Source organism: Roseofilum sp., from assembly GCF_982964205.1.
On record NZ_CEZBFX010000004.1, the window covers coordinates 29068 to 48929 of the forward strand.

The window sequence follows — 19862 nt, forward strand, 5'->3', positions numbered from 1 at the left end:
GTGTAGCTACAGTCGCTGGAGCTTGAGGAACCGCTGGAGAAGGCGCTGGAGTCGCCGCTACTGGAGAATTAGCCGGGGCAGGAATCACCACCACTTCCGAAGGACTTGCGGCAGGAGTTGGAGCCGGAGAACCCGCAACTGGCTCAGTCACTGCTGGACTAGGTGGTGTTTCGACCGTAGTTAACGCATTACGATTGCGTAAAAAGACTCCTCCAATCAAAATTAGGGCAATACCCCCCCAAGCCAGAATCAGTAATCGCCAAAATTGTGCATCTTCTTCATTGGATTTGGGGTCTTGAGATTGGGGTTTTTTGTCAGGTTCCATAGGCTTATGAATATCTGTTGAGGTTTTCTGGACAACAGGGCTTGGCTGAGGAATAACCCCAGAACCGGACGGAACACTTAATGGTTCAGCGGTACTGGAACTTTGAGAAAGGGCTTCCTCTGTTTCGGTCTCCTCAATCGGTAAAATCACCCGATGAACTCGGCCGGGAGGATTCACCACCATCAAGGCTTGTTGGTTGGGTCGATTGTGTTGATCGCTCAATTCCATTAGCCGACGGTGCAGATAATGATCTAAACTCGCTAATGTACTGCATTGACCCGATCGCAATCCTTCCAGCAAAGCAGCCGTAAATAACCCTTGTCGTAATTCTAAGGTCTCTTGGGAAAATTGACCGGGTTGACATGAAAGAAGAGTGGCAATTTCTAGTTCTCGCGCTAAATTAGCGGTCTGATTCCCTAAAAGTCCCCCAATTTGCAAACTCGATGGCCGATTCATATCTAACACCACCAACAGATTTTGAGTCGGTAAGTTGGCTAGAGAGTTGAATAACCAAGCCATAGAGATTCCTGTGGTGCTGACTTGATTGGGATCGCTGTCAATGGGCATCAGATAGTCTATGCCATCGACACTGGAACCATAACCACTAAAGAACAGCCAGAGGCGATCTTCTGGATCGAACTGGAATTGTGGATGATTGCCACTAGAAATTTTCTCAATCCATCCTTCTATTGTGGGGCGATCGGGGTAAGTTGATTCACCCTGAATGGGTTGAGAAACCTCACTCAAGAGTAAGCATTGATCGAGAGATAACCCAGCTTGATACGTCCAAAAATCACAAAATGCTTGGGCATCTTGTTGGGCATAGCTTAACGGCTGGAAATACTGATACTGATTAATGCCGATGGCGATCGCCCTAGTTTTTCCCATGACCCACTCCTAATATACCTAGTGCCTTGATGGTTAGTGTCTTTGAATTTGTCTTTAATGTATCGGGTATTGTCCTTGGTCACAAGAGGGGATTGGAGAGGGGACGTGGGCACACTCGATACCCAGAGATGGAGGAGAATGGGAGAGAGAAACCTTTACTCATTTTGCCTATTGCCTATTGCCTATTGCCTATTGCCTTCTGTATAATTGGAAGGTTGTGGAAAAATTGCCCTCTTAAGAGAGACTCTGACATCCTATGGCTGTTCCAAAGAAGAAAACCTCTAAAACAAAACGCAATCAGCGTCGCGCTGTCTGGAAACGCAAGGCAGCACTAGAAGCCCAGAAAGCTATGTCTCTGGGTAAGTCCATCCTTACGGGACGATCCAATTTTGTCTATCCTTCTGATGAGGATGAAGAAGAAGAGTAAACGGTATCCATTGTGTGTCTAATTTTAGACACACTAAACCGAGGATTGGGTTATTTGCTCGATACGAATATTATTACTGCACTGGTGAAGAGAAATTCGATTGTAGTGACTCGATCCCTTATTATTGCGACATCCTAACTATGTCCAATTAAGAAGATTTGATCTTGGAAGATTGGCTTTAGCGTAGGCTGGAAGTGGAAGGATGTGGCAGTCTAATCTTGAGGTGTCGTTTCTGGGAGTTATGATATCTCTAGCGAGTTCACCCCATTGAGAGAGAAACTTATGCAATACGAAGCTTTATATCAAAATGGTAAAATTGTGTGGTTGACTCAAAAGCCTCCCATTCATTCAGCTCGCATTGCCATTTCTATTCTGGAAGAGTTTCCTAGCTCCACTGGAAAACGCCGCCAACCTTCACCCTTGATTGCAGGCAAAGCTAAAATTACAGGAGATTTGGTCAGTCCTATTGTTAATGAAAACGATTGGGAATGCCTGAAATAATTCTCTTAGATACCCACATCTGGATCTGGTTTGTGAATCTTCAATGGGAACAGTTTCCTGCTACTTGGGTAGAAACGATTTCAACAGCAGAGTTAGTCGCTGTTGCTTCCGTATCTTGCTACGAAGTGGCTTTGGCAGAGCAACGCGGACGGTTATCATTGCCCTGTACTCTCGATCTCTGGTTCCAAGAAGCTTTAGATCCCTCCGGAATTTCTCTTTTTCCTCTGACTCCAGAGATTGCTTCTCGTGCAGTACAGCTATCAGCAATTCATCGAGATCCGTTTGACCGCATGATTATAGCCACAGCGATAGAATACCAAGCACAATTAGCTACAATTGATGGTTCGATTCGACGATATCCAGAGCGAACAGATTTGCTGATGTAGCAACTCAGGAGTGCAGCGAGATCGCACTCGCTCCCTTTCCAGAAACGAGATCGCACCTGCAAAGTGAAGAAAAAGATTGCATTCTGATGGGTTCGGGATGCGATCTTGATTATGATGGAGAGGAAAACCCTCAACGCTTTGTGGTATGGCAATTGGTAAATTTTTCAGCAAACCCGATCCGTCCTTGCAAGATCGCACTCCACCTGGGCAACACCTAAGTAAAGGGTTTCCCGTCCTCACGTATGGGGAAACGCCCGAAGTTACGGCCGATGCCTGGCAATTGAAGGTATGGGGATTAGCCAAAGAAGTCAGCTTCACCTTCTCCGACTTAATGGCGATGCCCCAACATGACTTCACCAAGGATTTTCACTGTGTTACCCACTGGTCGAAGCTAGATGTGCAATGGCGTGGGGTTCGGGTCATGGATTTCATGAAACAGGTAGACCTTGACCCTAAAACGACCCATCTGATGCAACATGCCTATGGAGGATATACCACTAATCTGACTCTGGAGGATTTCTTAAAAGAAGATAACTTCTTTGCACACACTCTGTTTGGTGAACCTCTATCCGCAGACCATGGGGGCCCCGTTCGCCTCGTCATCCCCCATTTATATGCTTGGAAAAGCACCAAGTGGATTCATGGTTTAGAATTTCTCGATCGCGAAGAGTTGGGCTTTTGGGAGAGTAATGGCTATCATCGTCGCGGGGAACCCTGGGCACAAGAGCGATATAGTAACGGCAATTGATAATTGCTTATCTAAGCGCTAACGCAATAATGAATGCTGTTCCTTTACCCGGTTGAGATTCACATCGCAACTGTCCATTATGGCGTTCAGTGATAATTTGTTGACTTAGAGATAGTCCCAATCCTGTTCCTTTGCCCAGGGGCTTGGTGGTAAAGTAGGTTTTAAACACTTTCTCTTGAACCTCTGGAGTCATACCTGTACCATTATCAGCAATGCGAATCTCTACGCGATCGCTAGAAGATAAGGAAGTCGTAATCTGAATCTGGGGATCTTCCGTCTTATACCCCCCTTGTTCGAGTCTTTCTTCGATCGCATCGATCGCATTACTTAACAAGTTCATGAAAACTTGATTGAGTTGTCCCCCATATCCCACAACCTGCGGAATTTCACCATAGTGTTTCTGTACTACAATCTCCGGTTGACTGCCTTTCGCTTTCAAGCGATTATGTAAAATCATCAAGGTGCTATCCAAACCTTCATGCAAATCAACCGGTTGCAGAGTTTGATCGTCTGCACGGGAAAAATGACGCAAACTCCGAACCAGTTGATTAATGCGGTTGGCTCCCACTTCCATAGAAGCAAGAACTTGGGGTAAATCTGCCACCAGAAACTCTACATCCAGATTCTCTTGGGCCTGTTGAATTTCGGCCCCAGGTTCTGGATATTGGTTTTGGTAGAGTGTCACTAACTCTAACAAGTCTTGAGTATAGGCGATCGCGTGGGTCAAATTCCCACAGACAAAACTCACTGGATTATTAATTTCATGGGCCACCCCCGCAACCAACTGTCCCAAGGAAGACATTTTGTCCTGTTGTACTAATTGACTTTGGGCTAGTTTTACTTGCTCTAAAGCTTGTTGCAGCGCTTCGGACTGTTGACGATAAGAAGCCTCTGACTCTTTAAGTGCCAATTCTGCTTGTTTGCGATCGGTGATATTCTGAACCATCCCTTCATAATATAGAAGGATTCCTGCCGGATTCCGCACTTCCCTAGCCGTTTCTGAAATCCAAATCACTTGGCCATCCGGTTGGCGAATTTGGGATTCAAAATCCCACACCTGTCCGTATTTCGTTAATTGCTCTACAAACTCCTGGCGACGGTCTCTATCGACAGACAGATCTCCTACCCGAATTCCCTCATTCTTCAGAGCTTCTACAGTAGAATAACCATAAATCCCAGCCAGAGCCGGGTTCGCACTGATTAACTCACCCTCTGGAGTGCTTTGAAACATTCCCTCCATGGCATTCTCAAACATGGAGCGATATTTTTCTTCTGCCTGCCTCCGTTTGGCAACCTCATCCGCTAACTCTAAGTTAGCTTGGGCCATTTGTTGGGTTCGTTTTACCAATCTTTGATGGATATTGGGGGTTGAGCGGGGGTCAATGCCCTCAGAAAAATTCATCCGTCGAATATGGGTCTCAGGTTTTGAATAGTGTTCATACAAGTACATAGCATCGTTTCCCCCCTAGGTTTACGCAACTCTATCTATTAGTATCTAAAAATTCATGAAATCTTGATGTGACAATACCCTAATCAACTTGTGATTATTCGCTCAAAAAGGTGTGATATGAATTACAGACAAATTCAAGCATTAAATCGGAGACTTTGGAGGTCTCCACTCAACATTGTCCTGAATTACTTAGGGTGGATTGGAGCGATCGCCTTATCCTTCCTGGCTTTTCCCGCTCTAGCTGCCGAACTCAGACAATGGCAATATGACCCACTGAAGACTCAATTGGAGTTAATCTTCCAAGGAAAAATAACACCTCGCTACTTCGTTGTCGAGAATCCCCTGAGAATTATTTTAGAATTACCGGATACAGAAATTCAAGTACCTACGGATCGCAATTTTTACTCTGGATTCGTTCAGGAAATTTCCTTAGAAACTTTGGAATCCGATGAAACACAGTTGATTTTATATTTGTCTCCTGGGGTGACATTAGCCCCAGAATCAGTGGAGATCGAATCCTCTCCCACATCTGCTGGATTCTATAGAACCGTAATTCGTCCCTTGATTACTCAAGATCGGTCAACATCAGCCCTAACCCTCCCTCCAGCCACGTTTGAACCCTCAGCGAATCAGCCCCTCGTCTCGGTTCCTCCCCTATTTCCCCGTCAGTCCCAAGCGCCAACTGGCAATGCGGAAGAACCCACCCCTGGAGCATCAGCCGCTTCCCTGGTGACGCAACCGGCATCCGTAGAAACAACACCGGATTTAGTCGGAATCAGAAGGCGATCGCTCCCTCAAGCTCCTGCTCCCAGTTTGGATGTGCCCCCTATCCGCTCCACAGTGATTCCTACCATCGAGTTTGGGCAAGATTTGCCCTCGTCTAATTCAGGAACCAGAATTGCTCAGAATCCTAGAGATTCTCTGCCTCGCGGAACTCGTTTAAGATTGCGCTATCCAGGCCAGGAGAGCATTTACCTCACTCCTGGTATTCCCTTACAAGAAGTGTTAATTGTTCATGAAGCCATCATAGATCGGCAGGGGAGTTTACTGATCCCCGTAGGAACACGGGTAATTGGGCAATTTGAAACCCAAGGCCAACAGAGTCGCTTCCGAGCTACTGCGATTATTCTGGGGTCTGACCGTACTTTTCCCATTCAAGGAAGATCGGATCGTCTGACTTCTGTCAATCCCAATCTGCCGGTAATTATTCAACCCGGACAGATCATCGAGATTCGCTTATGATGGCGGCCAGATTTCCATTAAAATTTATCGCTAAAGACAATCGGACCGAATCGATATACTACAATCGTGTTATCCCTATGGGGGTAACATCTGTTTTATCTTGTGCAACTGCTCAGGGAGAGAGAGCCTATCGATACTATCTACGGCAACATTCAAGGATTAAAGCCGAGTCAACTCAAACAATTGCAACGGTTGTATCATCAACGGCTACCGGGCGATCGCCTAACGACATCTGAATTTGCCCAGCGTGTTGCTGCCATCAGTTCAGAAATTAATCAACCCGTCTGTAGCTACATTAACCGTCGCGGGCAAGTCATTCGCGTAGGAGTCGGTAGTCCCCACCAAACCCAGATCCCCCCTCTGGAACTGCCCCGATATGGCATGGAGCGACTGAGCGGTATTCGCTGTATTGCGACTCAACTGAAGCAGACTCCGCCCAATAAGTCAACCCTCACTGCCATGGCTTTGCAACGCTTGGATGCTCTAGCGGTTTTAACCCTGAGTGGTGAGGGTTCCTATCGTAGGGGTAAAGGAGCAACGGGCTATGTTAAATCAGTCTATCTCGCCCATTTAATCGCCGATCCGCAACTGAATTGGATTCTTTCTCCTCCCGTGAGTTTGGAGAAATTGACCGATTCAGATTTTCTGGACTTGGTAGAAGAACTGGAAAATGAATTTCGCACAGAAGCGGTTGCTCAAGCCGTTGATACGGAGCAAGACCGGGTATTATTGGTGGGTCTACAGGTGGATCGAGCCAGTCCTGAACGGTTCTCAGAAGGGTTGCAAGAGTTAGCTCGGTTGGTGGAAACGGCTGGCGGTATAGTCTTAGAGACCATGCAGCAGAAGAGATCGCAACCCCATCCCCAAACCGTTGTCGGCAAGGGTAAGGTCTCAGATATTGCTTTAACCGCCCAAACCCTAGGTGCAACTTTGGTGGTGTTTGACCGAGATTTATCCCCCGCTCAAGTGCGGAATTTGGAAACCCAAATTGGTATTCGAGTCTTAGACCGTACTGAAGTAATTTTAGATATCTTTGCCCAACGGGCCCAGTCCCGTGCCGGGAAACTCCAGGTGGAGTTAGCGCAACTTGAGTATATGTTGCCTCGGTTGACGGGACGCGGTCAAATGATGTCTCGGTTGGGTGGAGGTATTGGAACTAGAGGCCCGGGGGAAACCAAGTTAGAGACCGAGCGGCGGGTCATTTCACGACACTTGTCTCGTTTGCAACGGGAAGTGAACCAATTGCAAGCTCACCGAGGTCGTTTGCGTCATCAGCGGCAACATCGGGAAATTCCGGCGATCGCCATTGTCGGCTATACGAATGCCGGTAAATCCACCCTGCTCAATACTCTCACCAATGCCGAAGTTTATACTGCCGATCGGTTGTTCGCCACCCTGGATGCCACCACCCGTCGGTTAGTGGTTCCCCATGCAGTGACTGGAGTCGCGCAAACCATTCTGATGACGGATACGGTGGGATTTATTCACGAGTTGCCTCCTCCCTTGGTGGATGCATTCCGGGCAACTTTAGAGGAAGTCACTGAAGCGGATGCCCTGTTACATTTGGTCGATCTCTCCCATCCTGCGTGGGAACAACAAGTGGAGTCGGTAACTACCCTGTTATCGGATCTGGCGATCGAACCTTGTCCCAGTTTGATGGTGTTTAATAAAATCGATCGAGTTGATGGCGATACCCTGGCTCTAGCTCAAGAAAACTATCCCCAAGCTCTGTTTATCTCCGCTAGTGCGCGTCTGGGTTTAGAAACCCTGCGTCACAAACTCGGTCAACTGGTTCATTATGCTGCCCATCAAAATTAGGGAATAAAGAGAAATTCCTTGTGAACTTATGCACCTCCAATACCATCCCAAACCTGACTTACCCTCAGCTCAAGATTTACCAGACTCGGATGAAACTCCTGTGGATAATCAACTGCAACATCTAATTCCTGGACTTCTTGAAGCGGTGCTGGCCTTGATTTGGTCAGAGCGAATGGATTGGTTTTTTGGTGTAGATATGGGAATTTACACTGACCCCAACGAACCGGCTATTGTCCCCGATGGTTTTTTGAGTATTGGTGTCCCCAGAATTATTGATGAAGGGTTACGCTTATCTTATGTTCTCTGGGTAGAGCAAAAAAATCCGACTTTAGTGTTAGAGGTAGTCTCGAAAACGAGAAGAGGAGAATATAGTGAGAAAAAAGAACAATATGCTCAATTGGGAGTTCTCTATTATGTCATTTATAATCCCCTACGGAAACACAAACAGAAGTTAGAAGTTCATCAACTCAAGGGAGGTGAATATCAATTATTATCTGGGGAACCGGTATGGTTATCCGAACTCAATTTAGGTATCGGTAGAGAGCATGGAACTTATCAAGGGATTACCAGAGAATGGCTCTATTGGTATGATGAAAACACAAATCGCTATCTGACTCCAGAGGAAAGGGCAGAGAGGGCTGAACTAGAGCGCGATCGCGAACGTCAGGAAAAGGAGAACCAACAAGAAAGAGCCAATCGCGCGGAAGCGGTGGTTGAGGAGAAAGAACAAACCATTCAACAGTTAAGAGAACGCCTGGCACAATTAGGTCTCGATTCAGATAGTCCGACTTAATTGAATGGGGATGAAATCGGGACTATAAGATGAAAAACAGTTTTTCCATTACCCAGTAACCGCGCGAAGCACTATGTTACGACGATATTACTACGATCGCCTTACCCAACCGTTAATTGTAAACCGACTATCGGTAAACTTTTTCGAGGGACAACGCACGGGTAGGACTTCATGTAAATAACGACTGAGGAAAAAGACAATGCTGTTATGTCGGGGTTCAACCGTTTGGTAGGTATCTGCTTTAGCATAATATCCATTTTTGATGGTACTGTCGTAAAGGAGCAGCTCTCCCCCACTAAAGTTTTTGGGTTGATTATGGAAATAGTAAACATAGGTTAGCTCTCGAGTGGCAGTATCTGGAGAACCATTATCATTATGGAGCCTAAAATAATGACCATCATTATGGGCGGTTAATTGGGCTTCCACATCGTGGGGTTCAAACAGGGGACGATCGAGTTGGGGTAAAACTTCTGGTATCATCCCTTTTATCCGTTCAATCATTATCTCGGAGAATTCGGGGAAGTGATAGAGAACGGTGGAATAGCGATAGTCTGCTTCTCCAGTGGATGTAGTGGTACTCGTGAAATCTTTTTGACGTTTTTTGACATATTTGAGCAAGCGATCGCACTCTTCGTCACTCAGGAAGCTATCTAAATGGACAAAGCGGGAGGTAATGGTATTCGATATGGGAGCCGGGGGTTGAGGTGCAGGAGTAGCCATCTGCTGTGTTTTCTGTTGCACATATAATGGTGGTTCTGTGAGGACTCCAATGAGTTGATGACTGGGAAAACACAGCGCCTGGCGATCGTCATTTAAGGGAATTTGAAATAATTGAGAGCCAGAGCTTCCCTGGTTTCCTATTTGGGCAGCCAAGACTTTCATCACTGCTACCAGGATAGGGGAATTGGAGGGCAGAGATAGGGTATACTGATGACCCCCGGCTAAGAGCAGGGTAACTTTAATGGTTTGAACTGCGACTGCTGATGTTTGGCTACTCATTGGATGAACAGTGTAGAGTTGATAGTGAACAGTTGATCGTTATCTTACGATCGGGGAAGTCTCTTAATTCAGAAATTCTATACTTTGAATCTCCGATGTCCAAAATTTCCATTCACCCTTAGATTTTTTTAAGGTATGAAGTATGATCAGTCGGTTATCCCTAAATTGAGCATCACCTCCAATTTTGGTAGTCGTTTGAGTGGCCATAATTTGAGCTTTATCACCCGTGAGTTCAACAATTTCCCAATCGTTAAATTCATATCTTAAATCCACTAAATCAATGGAAGAGAGAACCGTTTGTCGTGTGATTTCCCATTGGGGAGAATCCGGGTGCATCGTGTTCATATATCTCTCAACATTTTCCGCATTGATAGCGTTTAAGTTTTCGTCGAGTAAGGCTTGGATTTTGGCTCTCTCTTCAACTTCTTTAGTCTGAGATGAATTTTGCTCATGGCGTGGATTGAATACGTCAGTCGTAGACGCGATGGTGGGTAAGGACTCAATCGAGAACAGAGTCATAATCGAGACTAAGGCAATGTGAGAAAACATAAATAATTCAGTTAGCCAGCTAAAGGTTATTTGATTCTAATTTTTGTCTTATCCCCCGATCTCCCCATTCCCCTATCCCTTCTAAAGTCTCGGCGGAATGGAATACCACCCATACCAGTGATGAACGGCTAACCAAGTAACAGATAAGAGGGCGGCTAAACTTAAGGTTAACCCACTATAGGGAACCAATAGCCCTAAAACGGGTAAAACGGCTCCGGAGATAGTGGCAATGAGTGCAGCAGAGGATTCGCGATGGTTGTCACCTAATCCCCAAGCTAGGGGGAGTAATACAAAAGAGAGGAGAATCCAGGATAGCTCTGGGCTAAGGACGCGACTAGCGTAGGTGAGGGCGAAAATACAGGCGAAAAACACGCCACAGGCGATCGCCACATCCCGCAGTTGCAGAGGTAACGATAAGTACAGCAAGCCAATCCACCAGAGCAATAAACCAGGAGTGAGTAGCAGTAGACGGGGCAAGACTCCTGTTCTGCCCACAGGACTCGTAGCGGTAAATACACCGAAGGGATTACGGACAGAAACGTTATCTTCAAATACCCAGATAAACCGTTTACCTTGTCCTTCTTCCAAGGTTTGAGTGGGAACGATACCACTGGCAAAATCAGCTTTAGGAAAATTGGCGATCGCCGTTAACTGAAAATTGGATAATAATTGTCCATTGGCATTATAGACCCATCGCGGAGACCCTTGAACTTGATAGGTAACCCGAAATTGGGCGGTTTCTTTAGACTCTAAGCTAAACGGAAAACCGTAATCTCCAGGATTAATGGGTTCTAAACGTTGTCCATCGCGATCGATACGAAAATTCTGGAGGATCGTATAACTGTAGGGAGGCTGGATTTCAAAGAAAAAATCCTCCTTCTCTCCCAAGAGATTCGTCACCTGATACTGAGCATCAAAGGAAACCTGATAAACCGGGAGATTCGTTTGCACATCCATCACCTGATTGAGTAATACGTCAATCTCAGAAACTTCTAAAGTCAAATAGCGGTTGACCTCTCGGACTTCCTCCACCTCCACATACTCACCCTCTACATATTGGTTATAGCGATAGGTTTCAGGGATAGTGTAGCGCACTTGAGGAGCAGCCTGTTCCAATCTCTCCCTAGAGAGGATCTGGGCAGATTCAACGACTTTGGCTTGTTCCCAATGATGATAGCGGTTGGCTAGGGTTGTACAGAAGAAAAAGCCAAGGGCGATCGCCACCAACAGTACCACACCATGTTGCAGAAGTTCCAAAAGTAGATCGTAGCGTTGTAACCATTTATGCGTCCAAGCCGAAGGATCTCGATCCCGTGGCAAGGCAAAACCCAAAGCCGCTAAGACGAAACCAAATCCTGCCACCACCAGAATAAAAATGAGAAAAGCCTTAAAAATATGACTGCCAAACTGCATTAATTCGTCGGCATGGGTAAGATCGGGTAAATTGGGAATGCCTTCAGGAAGTCTAAACATAAGATCTTATAGCGCTTCGCGCTAGGGAATAGGGAATAGGGAATAGTAATGCAGTCATCATATATTCTTATGACTCTTGCCTCTTGCCTTTTGCCTTTTGCCTGACTTCTGTAAGAAGTCAATGTCCACTATCGACTATTCACTGGCTATGGATCGCAATCAGAACCATACAGATCAAATCGATATCTTGGTGGTTGATGACACTTCAGCGAACTTAAGTGTACTCACCCAACTGTTATCTAAAGAAGGCTATAAAGTCCGAGTCGCTCGTAATGGTGAGTTTGCCTTACGCTCTGCATTGTCTTCTCCTCCGAGTCTGATTTTATTGGATATTATGATGCCAGAAATGAATGGCTATCAAGTTTGTGAATATCTAAAATCCAACCCTAAAACCCAGGATATCCCGATTATTTTTTTGAGTGCTTCTGATGAAATTTTGGATAAAGTGACGGCGTTTGGGGTGGGAGGGGTTGATTATATTACTAAGCCTTTTGAAGGGATAGAAGTTTTAGCCAGAATTGAAAATCAACTCCGGTTGCGCTCTCTACAACTGCAACTGCAAACCCAAAATCAACATTTATACGCAGAAATCGAAAAGCGCAAGTCTATCGAAGCCTCTTTAGCTCAATCTCGTTCCCTACTATCGGGAATCTTGAATAGTTCCCTAGATGGTATAGCCGCCTTAGAATCTATCCGAGATCATCAAGAAAAGATAATCGATTTTCGCTGCTTATTGCTTAACCCTATGGCCTATCAATTATTAGGCCAATCTCAATTATCGAGTAAATCGTTATTGCAAGCTTTGCCGGGTTTAAAACTCGATGGGCTATTCAATGAGTTTATCTCGGTGGTAGAAACCTCACATGCGATCCAAAAAGAACTTTATTATGCTCATGATGACATTGAATGCTGGTTTGAGATTTTGTTAGTGAAGCTTGGAGATGGGTTAACGGTGACGTTTCGGGATATTACTAAGCGTAAACAGATTGAGTTAGCCCTGGAAAAAGCGAATTTAGAATTAACCAATCAAGCGAATCTGGATGGTCTGACTCAAATTGCCAATCGTCGCTATTTCGATCAGTATTTGGCCGAGCAATGGCAACAGTTGAAGCTAGAACAACGGCCTTTGGCGTTAATTTTGGCGGATGTGGATTATTTTAAGCTCTATAACGATAATTATGGCCATCAAGGGGGCGATCGCTGTTTAATTAAGGTGGCTCAAACCCTTTCCCATCATTTACCAACAGCCGAAAGTTTGGCCGCTCGCTATGGGGGGGAAGAATTTGGGATTATTCTTCCCCAAACGTCCTTGGAGCAAGCGGCTCAAGTGGGAGAGATCCTTCGCCAAGCCATTCATACACTCAGGCTCGATCATGCCCATTCTCAGGTGTGTTCCTGGGTAACGTTAAGTTTAGGAGTCAGTGCGGTGGTTCCTGGGGATATTCAATCTCCGGAGTTACTCATTGCTCAAGCCGATCGTGCTTTATACCAAGCCAAACAAAAAGGACGCAATCGCTTAGAATGTGCCTAGTGGACGGCTCCCATTAAAATGATGCATAGCTTTATTCCTCCCCATCGCTTTTTCCCTTATTTAACTTGGACCGAGATTCGGGATATGCCCAATAAAGAAAATGTGGTGATTGTGCAACCCATAGGGGCAATTGAGCAACATGGACCCCATTTACCCTTAATTGTCGATTCGGCGATCGCCACTGGAGTCTTAGGAAAAGCACTAGAAAAGCTCCCTGAAGATATCCCAGTCTACGCCTTACCCACCCAATATTACGGCAAATCTAACGAACACATTAACTTTCCAGGAACCATTACCCTCAGTGCCCAAACCTTGCTTGCGGTACTCAAAGAACTGGGAGAGAGCATCTATCGCGCTGGTTTTCGCAAACTCGTTTTTCTCAATGCCCATGGAGGACAACCTGAAATTATTAGCATTATCGCCCGTGATTTGCATATCCAATACGCGGATCTGATGGTCTTTCCCCTCTTTGTTTGGCGCGTTCCCAATGCATCGGGTGAACTGCTCAAATCACAACCCCATCCAGAATTAAGTATTCACGCCGATCTGGGAGAAACCAGCCTTTTGCTCTCCCTACTCCCCGATCGAGTGCATATGGAGCGAGCCGTGAAAGAATATCCTCAAGGATTACCCCCAGAAGATAGCCTACTGTCTATGGAAGGAAAACTCCCCTTTGCTTGGGCAACCCATGAACTGAGTCAAAGTGGGGTATTTGGCGATCCGACAGGTGCAACCTCTGAAATTGGCGATCGCCTCCTCGACTCCCTGGCTCAAAGTTGGGCGAAAGTGCTGCAAGATGTCTATGATTTTTCTCGACCCAACCTAGTACCGCGATCGCATTAAAATAGTGCATTAGAATTAGAATTAGAATTAGAATCAGATCGGGAAGAGGGGATAGGAAGGCGTTTCGCGCATTCTCTGACCCTATTCCCGATTACCTATTACCTAGCGCGAAGCGCTATAACTATGACTTCCAAAATACTCACCCAGCTTAAAATATTAGAAACTTTTTATCTTCATAGAGAAGCCAATGTCACTCTTGAAAAAACCTTAGACAAAATCATTAGAAAGGAGTTGCATACCGCTCAACAGAAAAGTCTGTAATTAGAAGAAGAGTTACAAAAAATTGAGCAACACTATCAGATATCTTCTGCTGAATTTCATCAAAAATTTCACTTGGAAAAACTTGGAGATAACATTGATTTTGTAGAATGGAATGCGTTCTATGAAATGTGGCAGCGTTTGCAGGAGCATATAGAATTACTGCAATCGAGTTGAAATTTATGTTAATTGAGGATTATTTGATTTCTATCAAGGTTAAATTGTTAACTCGTGCAGTGATTCACTCTTTTACCATTGTAAAGGAACGAGCGATTCTTGACCAAGGATATTTTCGTGCCCGTTTGACCTTAAAAAATGGTGACTTTTGTGAGACTGTGGAGTTTTTTACCGCTAACGACCCAACTTGTATTACGGAAAGCTATCGTTATCAATGGATAGATTTGACTAAGCAGAAACTTCGCAAACGATGGGACAATGTTGAGCATTTTCCAGGTTTGCCCAACTTTCCGCACCATATTCACATCCTGGAAGAAACGAATGTCTACCCTGGTCGATCCCTCAATATTTGAGAATTTATCGATTGTCTAGAGCGAGAGATTGATACTTTGAGTTAGAACGCGAATAAGGCAACCTAGATGTAGGGATTCAGGTGTTGTCACTATCCAAGATATTGCACGGGGTATAAATCCCCTTGGACAAATATTAGTTCCACTGTGGGCTGGAAATCGATCGCTTCTCAACTGTCCCAAACCCTGATAAAATGAAGTCTTTGCTTCCCTGTCCTCCCTGCTAAAACACTCAAAAACCTGATCGTTCTCACCATCAGGTAAACATCAATGTTAGGATTGCCACAGAGAAGAAACGAAAAGATGTGTCAATAAAAGGTAACGAATTGCATGGTAGAGATAGACAAGTCAATATCCTTTGACGGACGGGATATTCGGCTCAAAGTGGGAATTCTTGCGCCTCAAGCTGGTGGTTCAGTTCTGATCCAATCGGGAGATACGGCAGTTTTAGTGACGGCAACTCGTGCTTCAGCACGGGAAGGAATCGATTTTCTACCCCTACTGGTTGACTATGAAGAGCGACTCTATGCTGCGGGGCGAGTCCCAGGTGGATTTTTGCGTCGAGAAGGAAAACCCTCGGAAAAAGCCATATTAACCAGTCGCTTAATCGATCGCCCCTTACGTCCCCTGTTTCCCTCCTGGTTGCGGGATGATATTCAAGTCGTAGCCACAACTCTATCGATGGACGATCGGGTTCCCCCCGATATTTTAGCGGTCACGGGTGCATCCCTAGCGGTGATGTTAGCGAAAATCCCCTTTTACGGGCCCATGGCTGCTGTACGGGTGGGATTAGTTGGCGATGATTTTGTGATTAACCCCACCTATACAGAAGTGGAGAATGGTGACCTCGACCTAGTGGTGGCTGGATCGCCCAATGGTGTGATTATGGTGGAATCGGGAGCCAACAAACTGCCAGAACAAGATATCATCGAGGCGATCGATTTTGGTTACGAAGCGGTTTGTGATTTAATTACTGCCCAACGGGAATTAATGGCAGAAATGGGCATCGAATTAGTCATTCCCGAAGTGCCTCAAGAAGATGAAACCCTCACCCAATTTATTAGCGATCGCGCTACGGAGAAAATTAAAGGCATTCTTTCCCAATTTGATCTGGATAAACCCACCCGCGATCAGCTCCTAGACGATATTCGAGAAACTGAAATCTCCTCTGCGATCGCCGAACTCCCAGAAAACGACTCCATTCGTCAAGCCGCAGAAGCTGATGATAAGGCAATCTCCAAAACCTTCAAAAGCTTGACGAAGAAGCTGATGCGTAAACAAATTGTGGACGACGGAGTGCGTGTCGATGGACGCAAACTCGATGAAGTTCGCCCCATCTCCTGCATGGTGGGCCTATTACCACCTAGGGTTCACGGTAGCGCTCTCTTTAACCGAGGGTTAACCCAAGTAATGTCCATCGTCACCCTGGGAACCTCTGGAGATGCCCAAGAACTCGATGACCTGCATCCCGATGCCCAAAAACGCTATATCCATCACTACAACTTCCCTCCTTATTCTGTGGGAGAAACCAAACCCATGCGATCGCCCGGTCGTCGGGAAATTGGCCACGGCGCTCTAGCAGAACGGGCTATTATCCCCGTACTGCCCCCTAAAGATGACTTCCCCTATGTGATCCGGGTGGTCTCTGAAGTTCTCTCCTCCAACGGTTCCACCTCCATGGGGTCAGTCTGTGGCTCAACCCTAAGTCTCATGGATGCTGGTGTCCCCATTGCTCAACCCGTTAGTGGTGCAGCCATGGGTCTGATTAAAGAAGGGGATGAAGTGCGTATCTTGACCGATATCCAAGGCATCGAAGACTTTCTTGGCGATATGGACTTTAAGGTTGCCGGCACTGACTCCGGGATTACCGCCCTGCAACTGGATATGAAAATTACTGGATTACCGGTAAGCGTGATTGCTGATGCGATTAAACAAGCCAAACCAGCCCGGTTACATATCCTAGAAAAGATGACCGGTACCATCAGCACCCCTCGCGAAAACCTATCGTCCTATGCCCCTCGGATCGTCACGTTCAAAATTGACCCCGAACGGATTGGCTTAGTAATTGGGCCGGGTGGAAAAACGATTAAGGGCATTACGGAACAAACTGGAGCTAAAGTCGATATCGAAGATGATGGCACGGTCATGGTCTATAGTTCCGATCCGGAAAAAGCCAGACAAGCCCAATACCTGATCCAAAACATGACCAAAAAGCCTGAAGAAGGGGATGTTTATCTGGGCAAAGTCACTCGCATTATCCCCATTGGCGCTTTTGTCGAGTACCTTCCAGGTAAAGAAGGCATGATCCATATTTCCCAGTTGGAAGATCGACGAGTGGGTAAAGTCGAAGATGTGGTGGCTGTAGGCGATGAAGTGATTGTCAAAGTGCGTGATATTGATAATAAAGGACGCATTAATCTGACTCGCTTGGGTATTCATCCGGAGGAAGCAGAAAAGGCTAGACAGGAGGTCAAATCTTTTTAGCTAGGCTGCCCAGAAGCCCACACTAGCCTTTCGGTATAGTGTGGGAGTCGGTCATGTTTTGAGCGTTATTACCTTTGCCATTACCTATTGCCATTCCAACTTATCCTGACTCGGATACTCACGGCTGTCAAAGAAAAAAGTGTTGTTAGTATCTGCTAATATGAGTCACTATAGTTTATTGGCCCTTAGTCTATTGGCCCAAGGCACAGCTACCGATCTGGGGGATGGACTGCTCACCGTTCTGCCAATGGATGAGTTCGTTCCTCCCGTATCTGATGCTTCCTCCGATCTGTCTTTAGCACGAATCGTTGAGGAAGTGTTAGATACTTTGCCCACAGTTGATGACTTTCAACCCCAGTTTAGTCAATCAAATCAGGTAGCTCAGTTGAGTCTGGATCGAACGGCGAATTTACTGCCAGTAATGCCCCAACCAGCAACTTCTGCCGCTGCCGTTGAGTGGCGGCCGGTATCCGGAAAGCAATTGTATCAACAAAGACTGGCGGCGTTGAAGGAAGGGAAGATTTATACTCGTTTGTCGGTTAATAGTTTTGCCGATCGCTGGACCAAAGCAATAGAACAACCGACTCATCAACAATGGCAATGGTTATTAGAGCTAGAAGCTAAGGCGATCGCCAGCGGTCAAGGAAAAAATCGCTTAAATGTATTGGTGGGAGACTCCCTCAGTGTTTGGTTCCCCCATGACCAGCTCCCCCCAGGTAAATTATGGCTGAATCAAAGTGTCTCAGGAGAAGCAACTCGACATATTCTCCAACGCTTACATTTTTTCAACTCCACTCAACCCGATCGCATTTTTGTTTTAGCTGGAATTAACGACTTGCGTCAGGGAGTCAGTAATCAGGTCATTATCCAAAATTGGCGCACCATGGTGGAAACCTTACGCCACAAGCACCCCAACTCAGAAATTATTCTCCAGTCCCTGTTACCCACAAGATTAGAGGCGATTGGCAATCAGCGTATCCGTTATCTTAATGGACATTTAGCGGCGATCGCCCATCAAGAAGGAGCTACCTATCTCGATCTCTATTCTCAATTTACCGATGACCAAGGAAACCTAGACCGGAATCTAACCACTGATGGCATTCATCTGAGTCGCCAGGGTTACAGCATTTGGCAACAGGCACTCCACGAGTACGAAAATCCCCAACTGCTGGATCGAGGCTATCATGCGATCGAAATTGAGGGTGCGATCAGGGGATAGGGGGACACGAGGACATGGAGATCGCCTATTGTCTAGCGCTTTGTGCTATATTTTTTAGATTTCCTTCCACTCTTAACTTGTCCATAACTTATTTACCTATGTTATCATATAGATGACGTATAGATAAAAAACAGGCTGATGACTGCCAAACGTAAGTTAGTCACCTTTAAAACGGATGAGAAGCTTTGGAAAGATTTCAAAACCGTTTGTGGCAAAACCACCGCTACAGAAGCATTTATCAGCTTTATGGAGCGCTGTGTAGAACAGGGAATACTACCCTCAGATCAGCCGACCCCCGAACAGTACGCAGCCCTAGAACAACGGGTTGCTACCTTAGAAACGCTTGCGATCCAAGGACAAGAACAAATCTCAAAGTTGAGCAAAAACATGAATCAACCTCAAAGTCGTGTTGCAGCCAATTCGTCCAAAAAATAATCCCAGTTAATAAAGGAATTTAAAACTATGCTAACTCCTGAGCCAAAGATTTTAGTCATCTACAACGCTTTAAGCGATTTAAAAAGCATCCTGGGCCTTTTGCAAGAGAGTGGTTATCAAGTGCAAACCCTATCCTATAGAGAAGGGCAATCTACTAAAATTCTAAAAGATCGCCCTGACTTAATCTTAATCGATCGTCGTGAGGCCCACCCTGAAAATCTGGCATGGATTACGTCCTTATGTGGTCAAGCTGTCATGAAATCGATTCCTATGGTAGCGATGACGACCTTAGAAGATCTCATGGATCATTATCCTTTTTATCTCGATTATCAAATCGATTACTTACTCAATCCCTTTGAAGCAGAAGAATTATTATCACGATTAGAAACCCATTTCCAAGTGTCCCATGAATTTCAAGACCTTCACACTCAAGAAGAACATCAGTCTCCTTCTCCTGTCGCTGATTACCAACCTCTAGAACTCACCTCGATCGATCATCTCAATCATGAGATTCGCACTCCCTTACATGGCATTTTAGGTCATATCCAAATGCTCTATCGTGAGTCGGATCTAACTCCACAACAAAAGTCTCACTTACACAGGATTGAAATCTGTAGTCATCAGGTTCTGCAAACTATGCATCAGATGCTTAATCCCTCTGACAAAGACGATTTTAGGGAATATAAGACTTTAGCTCCTCAACCCTCTATAGAAGTTTCCTTAGAGGCTTCTCAGATTCCTCCTAGTGGCGAACTGATGACCCTATATAATGCAGCTCAAATTGGGGATATTGAGGTGATTGAACAGGAAAGTTTACGCTTGAAAGCTTTAAGCCAGAGCTATTTGAAATTTGCCAATTGCATTCTTGAGTTAGCTGAACAGTTTGAAGATAAAAAGATTGTGGAGTTGATTCGGCAATATGCTTCCTTAGAGCAACGGGTTAGTTGAAGCTCAAGTGCTAGATAA

General features: G+C 45.6%; 20 protein-coding genes. 15 read left to right on the plus strand and 5 right to left on the minus strand.

From position 1 onward, the window contains the following. A partial coding sequence (locus AC3A14_RS01900) for a caspase family protein (RefSeq protein WP_487778900.1) occupies positions 1-1213 on the minus strand: 1213 nt, incomplete at its 3' end. Between the two features lie 256 nt (positions 1214-1469). Between AC3A14_RS01900 and rpmF the strand changes: the two genes are divergently transcribed. From rpmF to AC3A14_RS01920, 4 genes are all read left to right on the plus strand, one after another. Then, the gene (gene rpmF, locus AC3A14_RS01905) at positions 1470-1640 is read left to right on the plus strand and encodes a 50S ribosomal protein L32 (RefSeq protein WP_271940070.1); all 171 of its coding nucleotides are present in this window, start codon (positions 1470-1472) and stop codon (positions 1638-1640) included. 282 nt (positions 1641-1922) lie between these two features. Then, positions 1923-2141 (plus strand): hypothetical protein, encoded by a 219-nt coding sequence (locus tag AC3A14_RS01910; RefSeq protein WP_318700574.1) that lies wholly within the window; start codon positions 1923-1925, stop codon positions 2139-2141. Beyond that, on the plus strand, positions 2129-2527 hold the full coding sequence (locus tag AC3A14_RS01915; RefSeq protein WP_318731827.1) for a type II toxin-antitoxin system VapC family toxin: 399 nt from the start codon (positions 2129-2131) through the stop codon (positions 2525-2527). The genes AC3A14_RS01910 and AC3A14_RS01915 overlap by 13 nt, the downstream gene beginning before the upstream one ends. A gap of 145 nt (positions 2528-2672) precedes the next feature. Continuing rightward, positions 2673-3275: a sulfite oxidase-like oxidoreductase gene (locus AC3A14_RS01920; RefSeq protein ID WP_318700572.1), complete on the plus strand. Its 603-nt coding sequence runs from the start codon at positions 2673-2675 to the stop codon at positions 3273-3275. Positions 3276-3282: 7 nt separating this feature from the next. On the opposite strand, the gene AC3A14_RS01925 is transcribed toward AC3A14_RS01920, so the two are convergent. Then, on the minus strand, positions 3283-4677 hold the full coding sequence (locus AC3A14_RS01925; RefSeq protein WP_318731828.1) for a sensor histidine kinase: 1395 nt from the start codon (positions 4675-4677) through the stop codon (positions 3283-3285). A 165-nt stretch (positions 4678-4842) separates the two neighbouring features. Between AC3A14_RS01925 and AC3A14_RS01930 the strand changes: the two genes are divergently transcribed. From AC3A14_RS01930 to AC3A14_RS01940, 3 genes are all read left to right on the plus strand, one after another. Beyond that, the gene (locus AC3A14_RS01930; protein WP_318731829.1) at positions 4843-5967 is read left to right on the plus strand and encodes an AMIN domain-containing protein; all 1125 of its coding nucleotides are present in this window, start codon (positions 4843-4845) and stop codon (positions 5965-5967) included. Between the two features lie 129 nt (positions 5968-6096). Beyond that, a complete protein-coding gene (gene hflX, locus AC3A14_RS01935) occupies positions 6097-7785 on the plus strand; it encodes a GTPase HflX (RefSeq protein ID WP_413039028.1) in 1689 nt (562 codons plus the stop codon). Positions 7786-7813: 28 nt separating this feature from the next. Next, positions 7814-8578 (plus strand): Uma2 family endonuclease, encoded by a 765-nt coding sequence (locus tag AC3A14_RS01940; protein WP_318731831.1) that lies wholly within the window; start codon positions 7814-7816, stop codon positions 8576-8578. Between the two features lie 90 nt (positions 8579-8668). Here AC3A14_RS01940 and AC3A14_RS01945 read toward each other — a convergent pair whose 3' ends face one another. From AC3A14_RS01945 to AC3A14_RS01955, 3 genes are all read right to left on the minus strand, one after another. Next, entirely contained in the window at positions 8669-9577 is a 909-nt protein-coding gene (locus AC3A14_RS01945; protein WP_318731832.1) for a 2OG-Fe(II) oxygenase, read from the minus strand. Positions 9578-9640: 63 nt separating this feature from the next. Then, on the minus strand, positions 9641-10126 hold the full coding sequence (locus AC3A14_RS01950; protein ID WP_318731833.1) for a Cif family virulence factor: 486 nt from the start codon (positions 10124-10126) through the stop codon (positions 9641-9643). 81 nt (positions 10127-10207) lie between these two features. Continuing rightward, positions 10208-11599: a hypothetical protein gene (locus tag AC3A14_RS01955; protein ID WP_318731834.1), complete on the minus strand. Its 1392-nt coding sequence runs from the start codon at positions 11597-11599 to the stop codon at positions 10208-10210. Between the two features lie 121 nt (positions 11600-11720). Between AC3A14_RS01955 and AC3A14_RS01960 the strand changes: the two genes are divergently transcribed. The 8 genes from AC3A14_RS01960 (at position 11721) to AC3A14_RS01995 (ending at position 19844) form a co-directional block, all read left to right on the plus strand. Then, positions 11721-13130, plus strand: a complete 1410-nt coding sequence (locus AC3A14_RS01960; RefSeq protein WP_318734274.1) for a diguanylate cyclase domain-containing protein — start codon at positions 11721-11723, stop codon at positions 13128-13130. A 21-nt stretch (positions 13131-13151) separates the two neighbouring features. Next, a complete protein-coding gene (locus tag AC3A14_RS01965; protein WP_413038607.1) occupies positions 13152-13973 on the plus strand; it encodes a creatininase family protein in 822 nt (273 codons plus the stop codon). A 123-nt stretch (positions 13974-14096) separates the two neighbouring features. After that, positions 14097-14234: a hypothetical protein gene (locus tag AC3A14_RS01970; protein WP_318731836.1), complete on the plus strand. Its 138-nt coding sequence runs from the start codon at positions 14097-14099 to the stop codon at positions 14232-14234. Positions 14235-14413: 179 nt separating this feature from the next. Beyond that, on the plus strand, positions 14414-14761 hold the full coding sequence (locus AC3A14_RS01975) for a toxin-antitoxin system TumE family protein (protein WP_413039029.1): 348 nt from the start codon (positions 14414-14416) through the stop codon (positions 14759-14761). Between the two features lie 327 nt (positions 14762-15088). Then, on the plus strand, positions 15089-17242 hold the full coding sequence (locus AC3A14_RS01980; protein WP_318731838.1) for a polyribonucleotide nucleotidyltransferase: 2154 nt from the start codon (positions 15089-15091) through the stop codon (positions 17240-17242). Positions 17243-17381: 139 nt separating this feature from the next. Next, positions 17382-18461, plus strand: coding sequence for a GDSL-type esterase/lipase family protein (locus AC3A14_RS01985; RefSeq protein WP_487778901.1), 1080 nt, complete (start codon positions 17382-17384; stop codon positions 18459-18461). Between the two features lie 138 nt (positions 18462-18599). Then, positions 18600-18896 (plus strand): hypothetical protein, encoded by a 297-nt coding sequence (locus AC3A14_RS01990; RefSeq protein WP_318731840.1) that lies wholly within the window; start codon positions 18600-18602, stop codon positions 18894-18896. Positions 18897-18923: 27 nt separating this feature from the next. Further along, entirely contained in the window at positions 18924-19844 is a 921-nt protein-coding gene (locus AC3A14_RS01995) for a histidine kinase dimerization/phospho-acceptor domain-containing protein (protein ID WP_318731841.1), read from the plus strand. Positions 19845-19862: the final 18 nt, after the last annotated feature.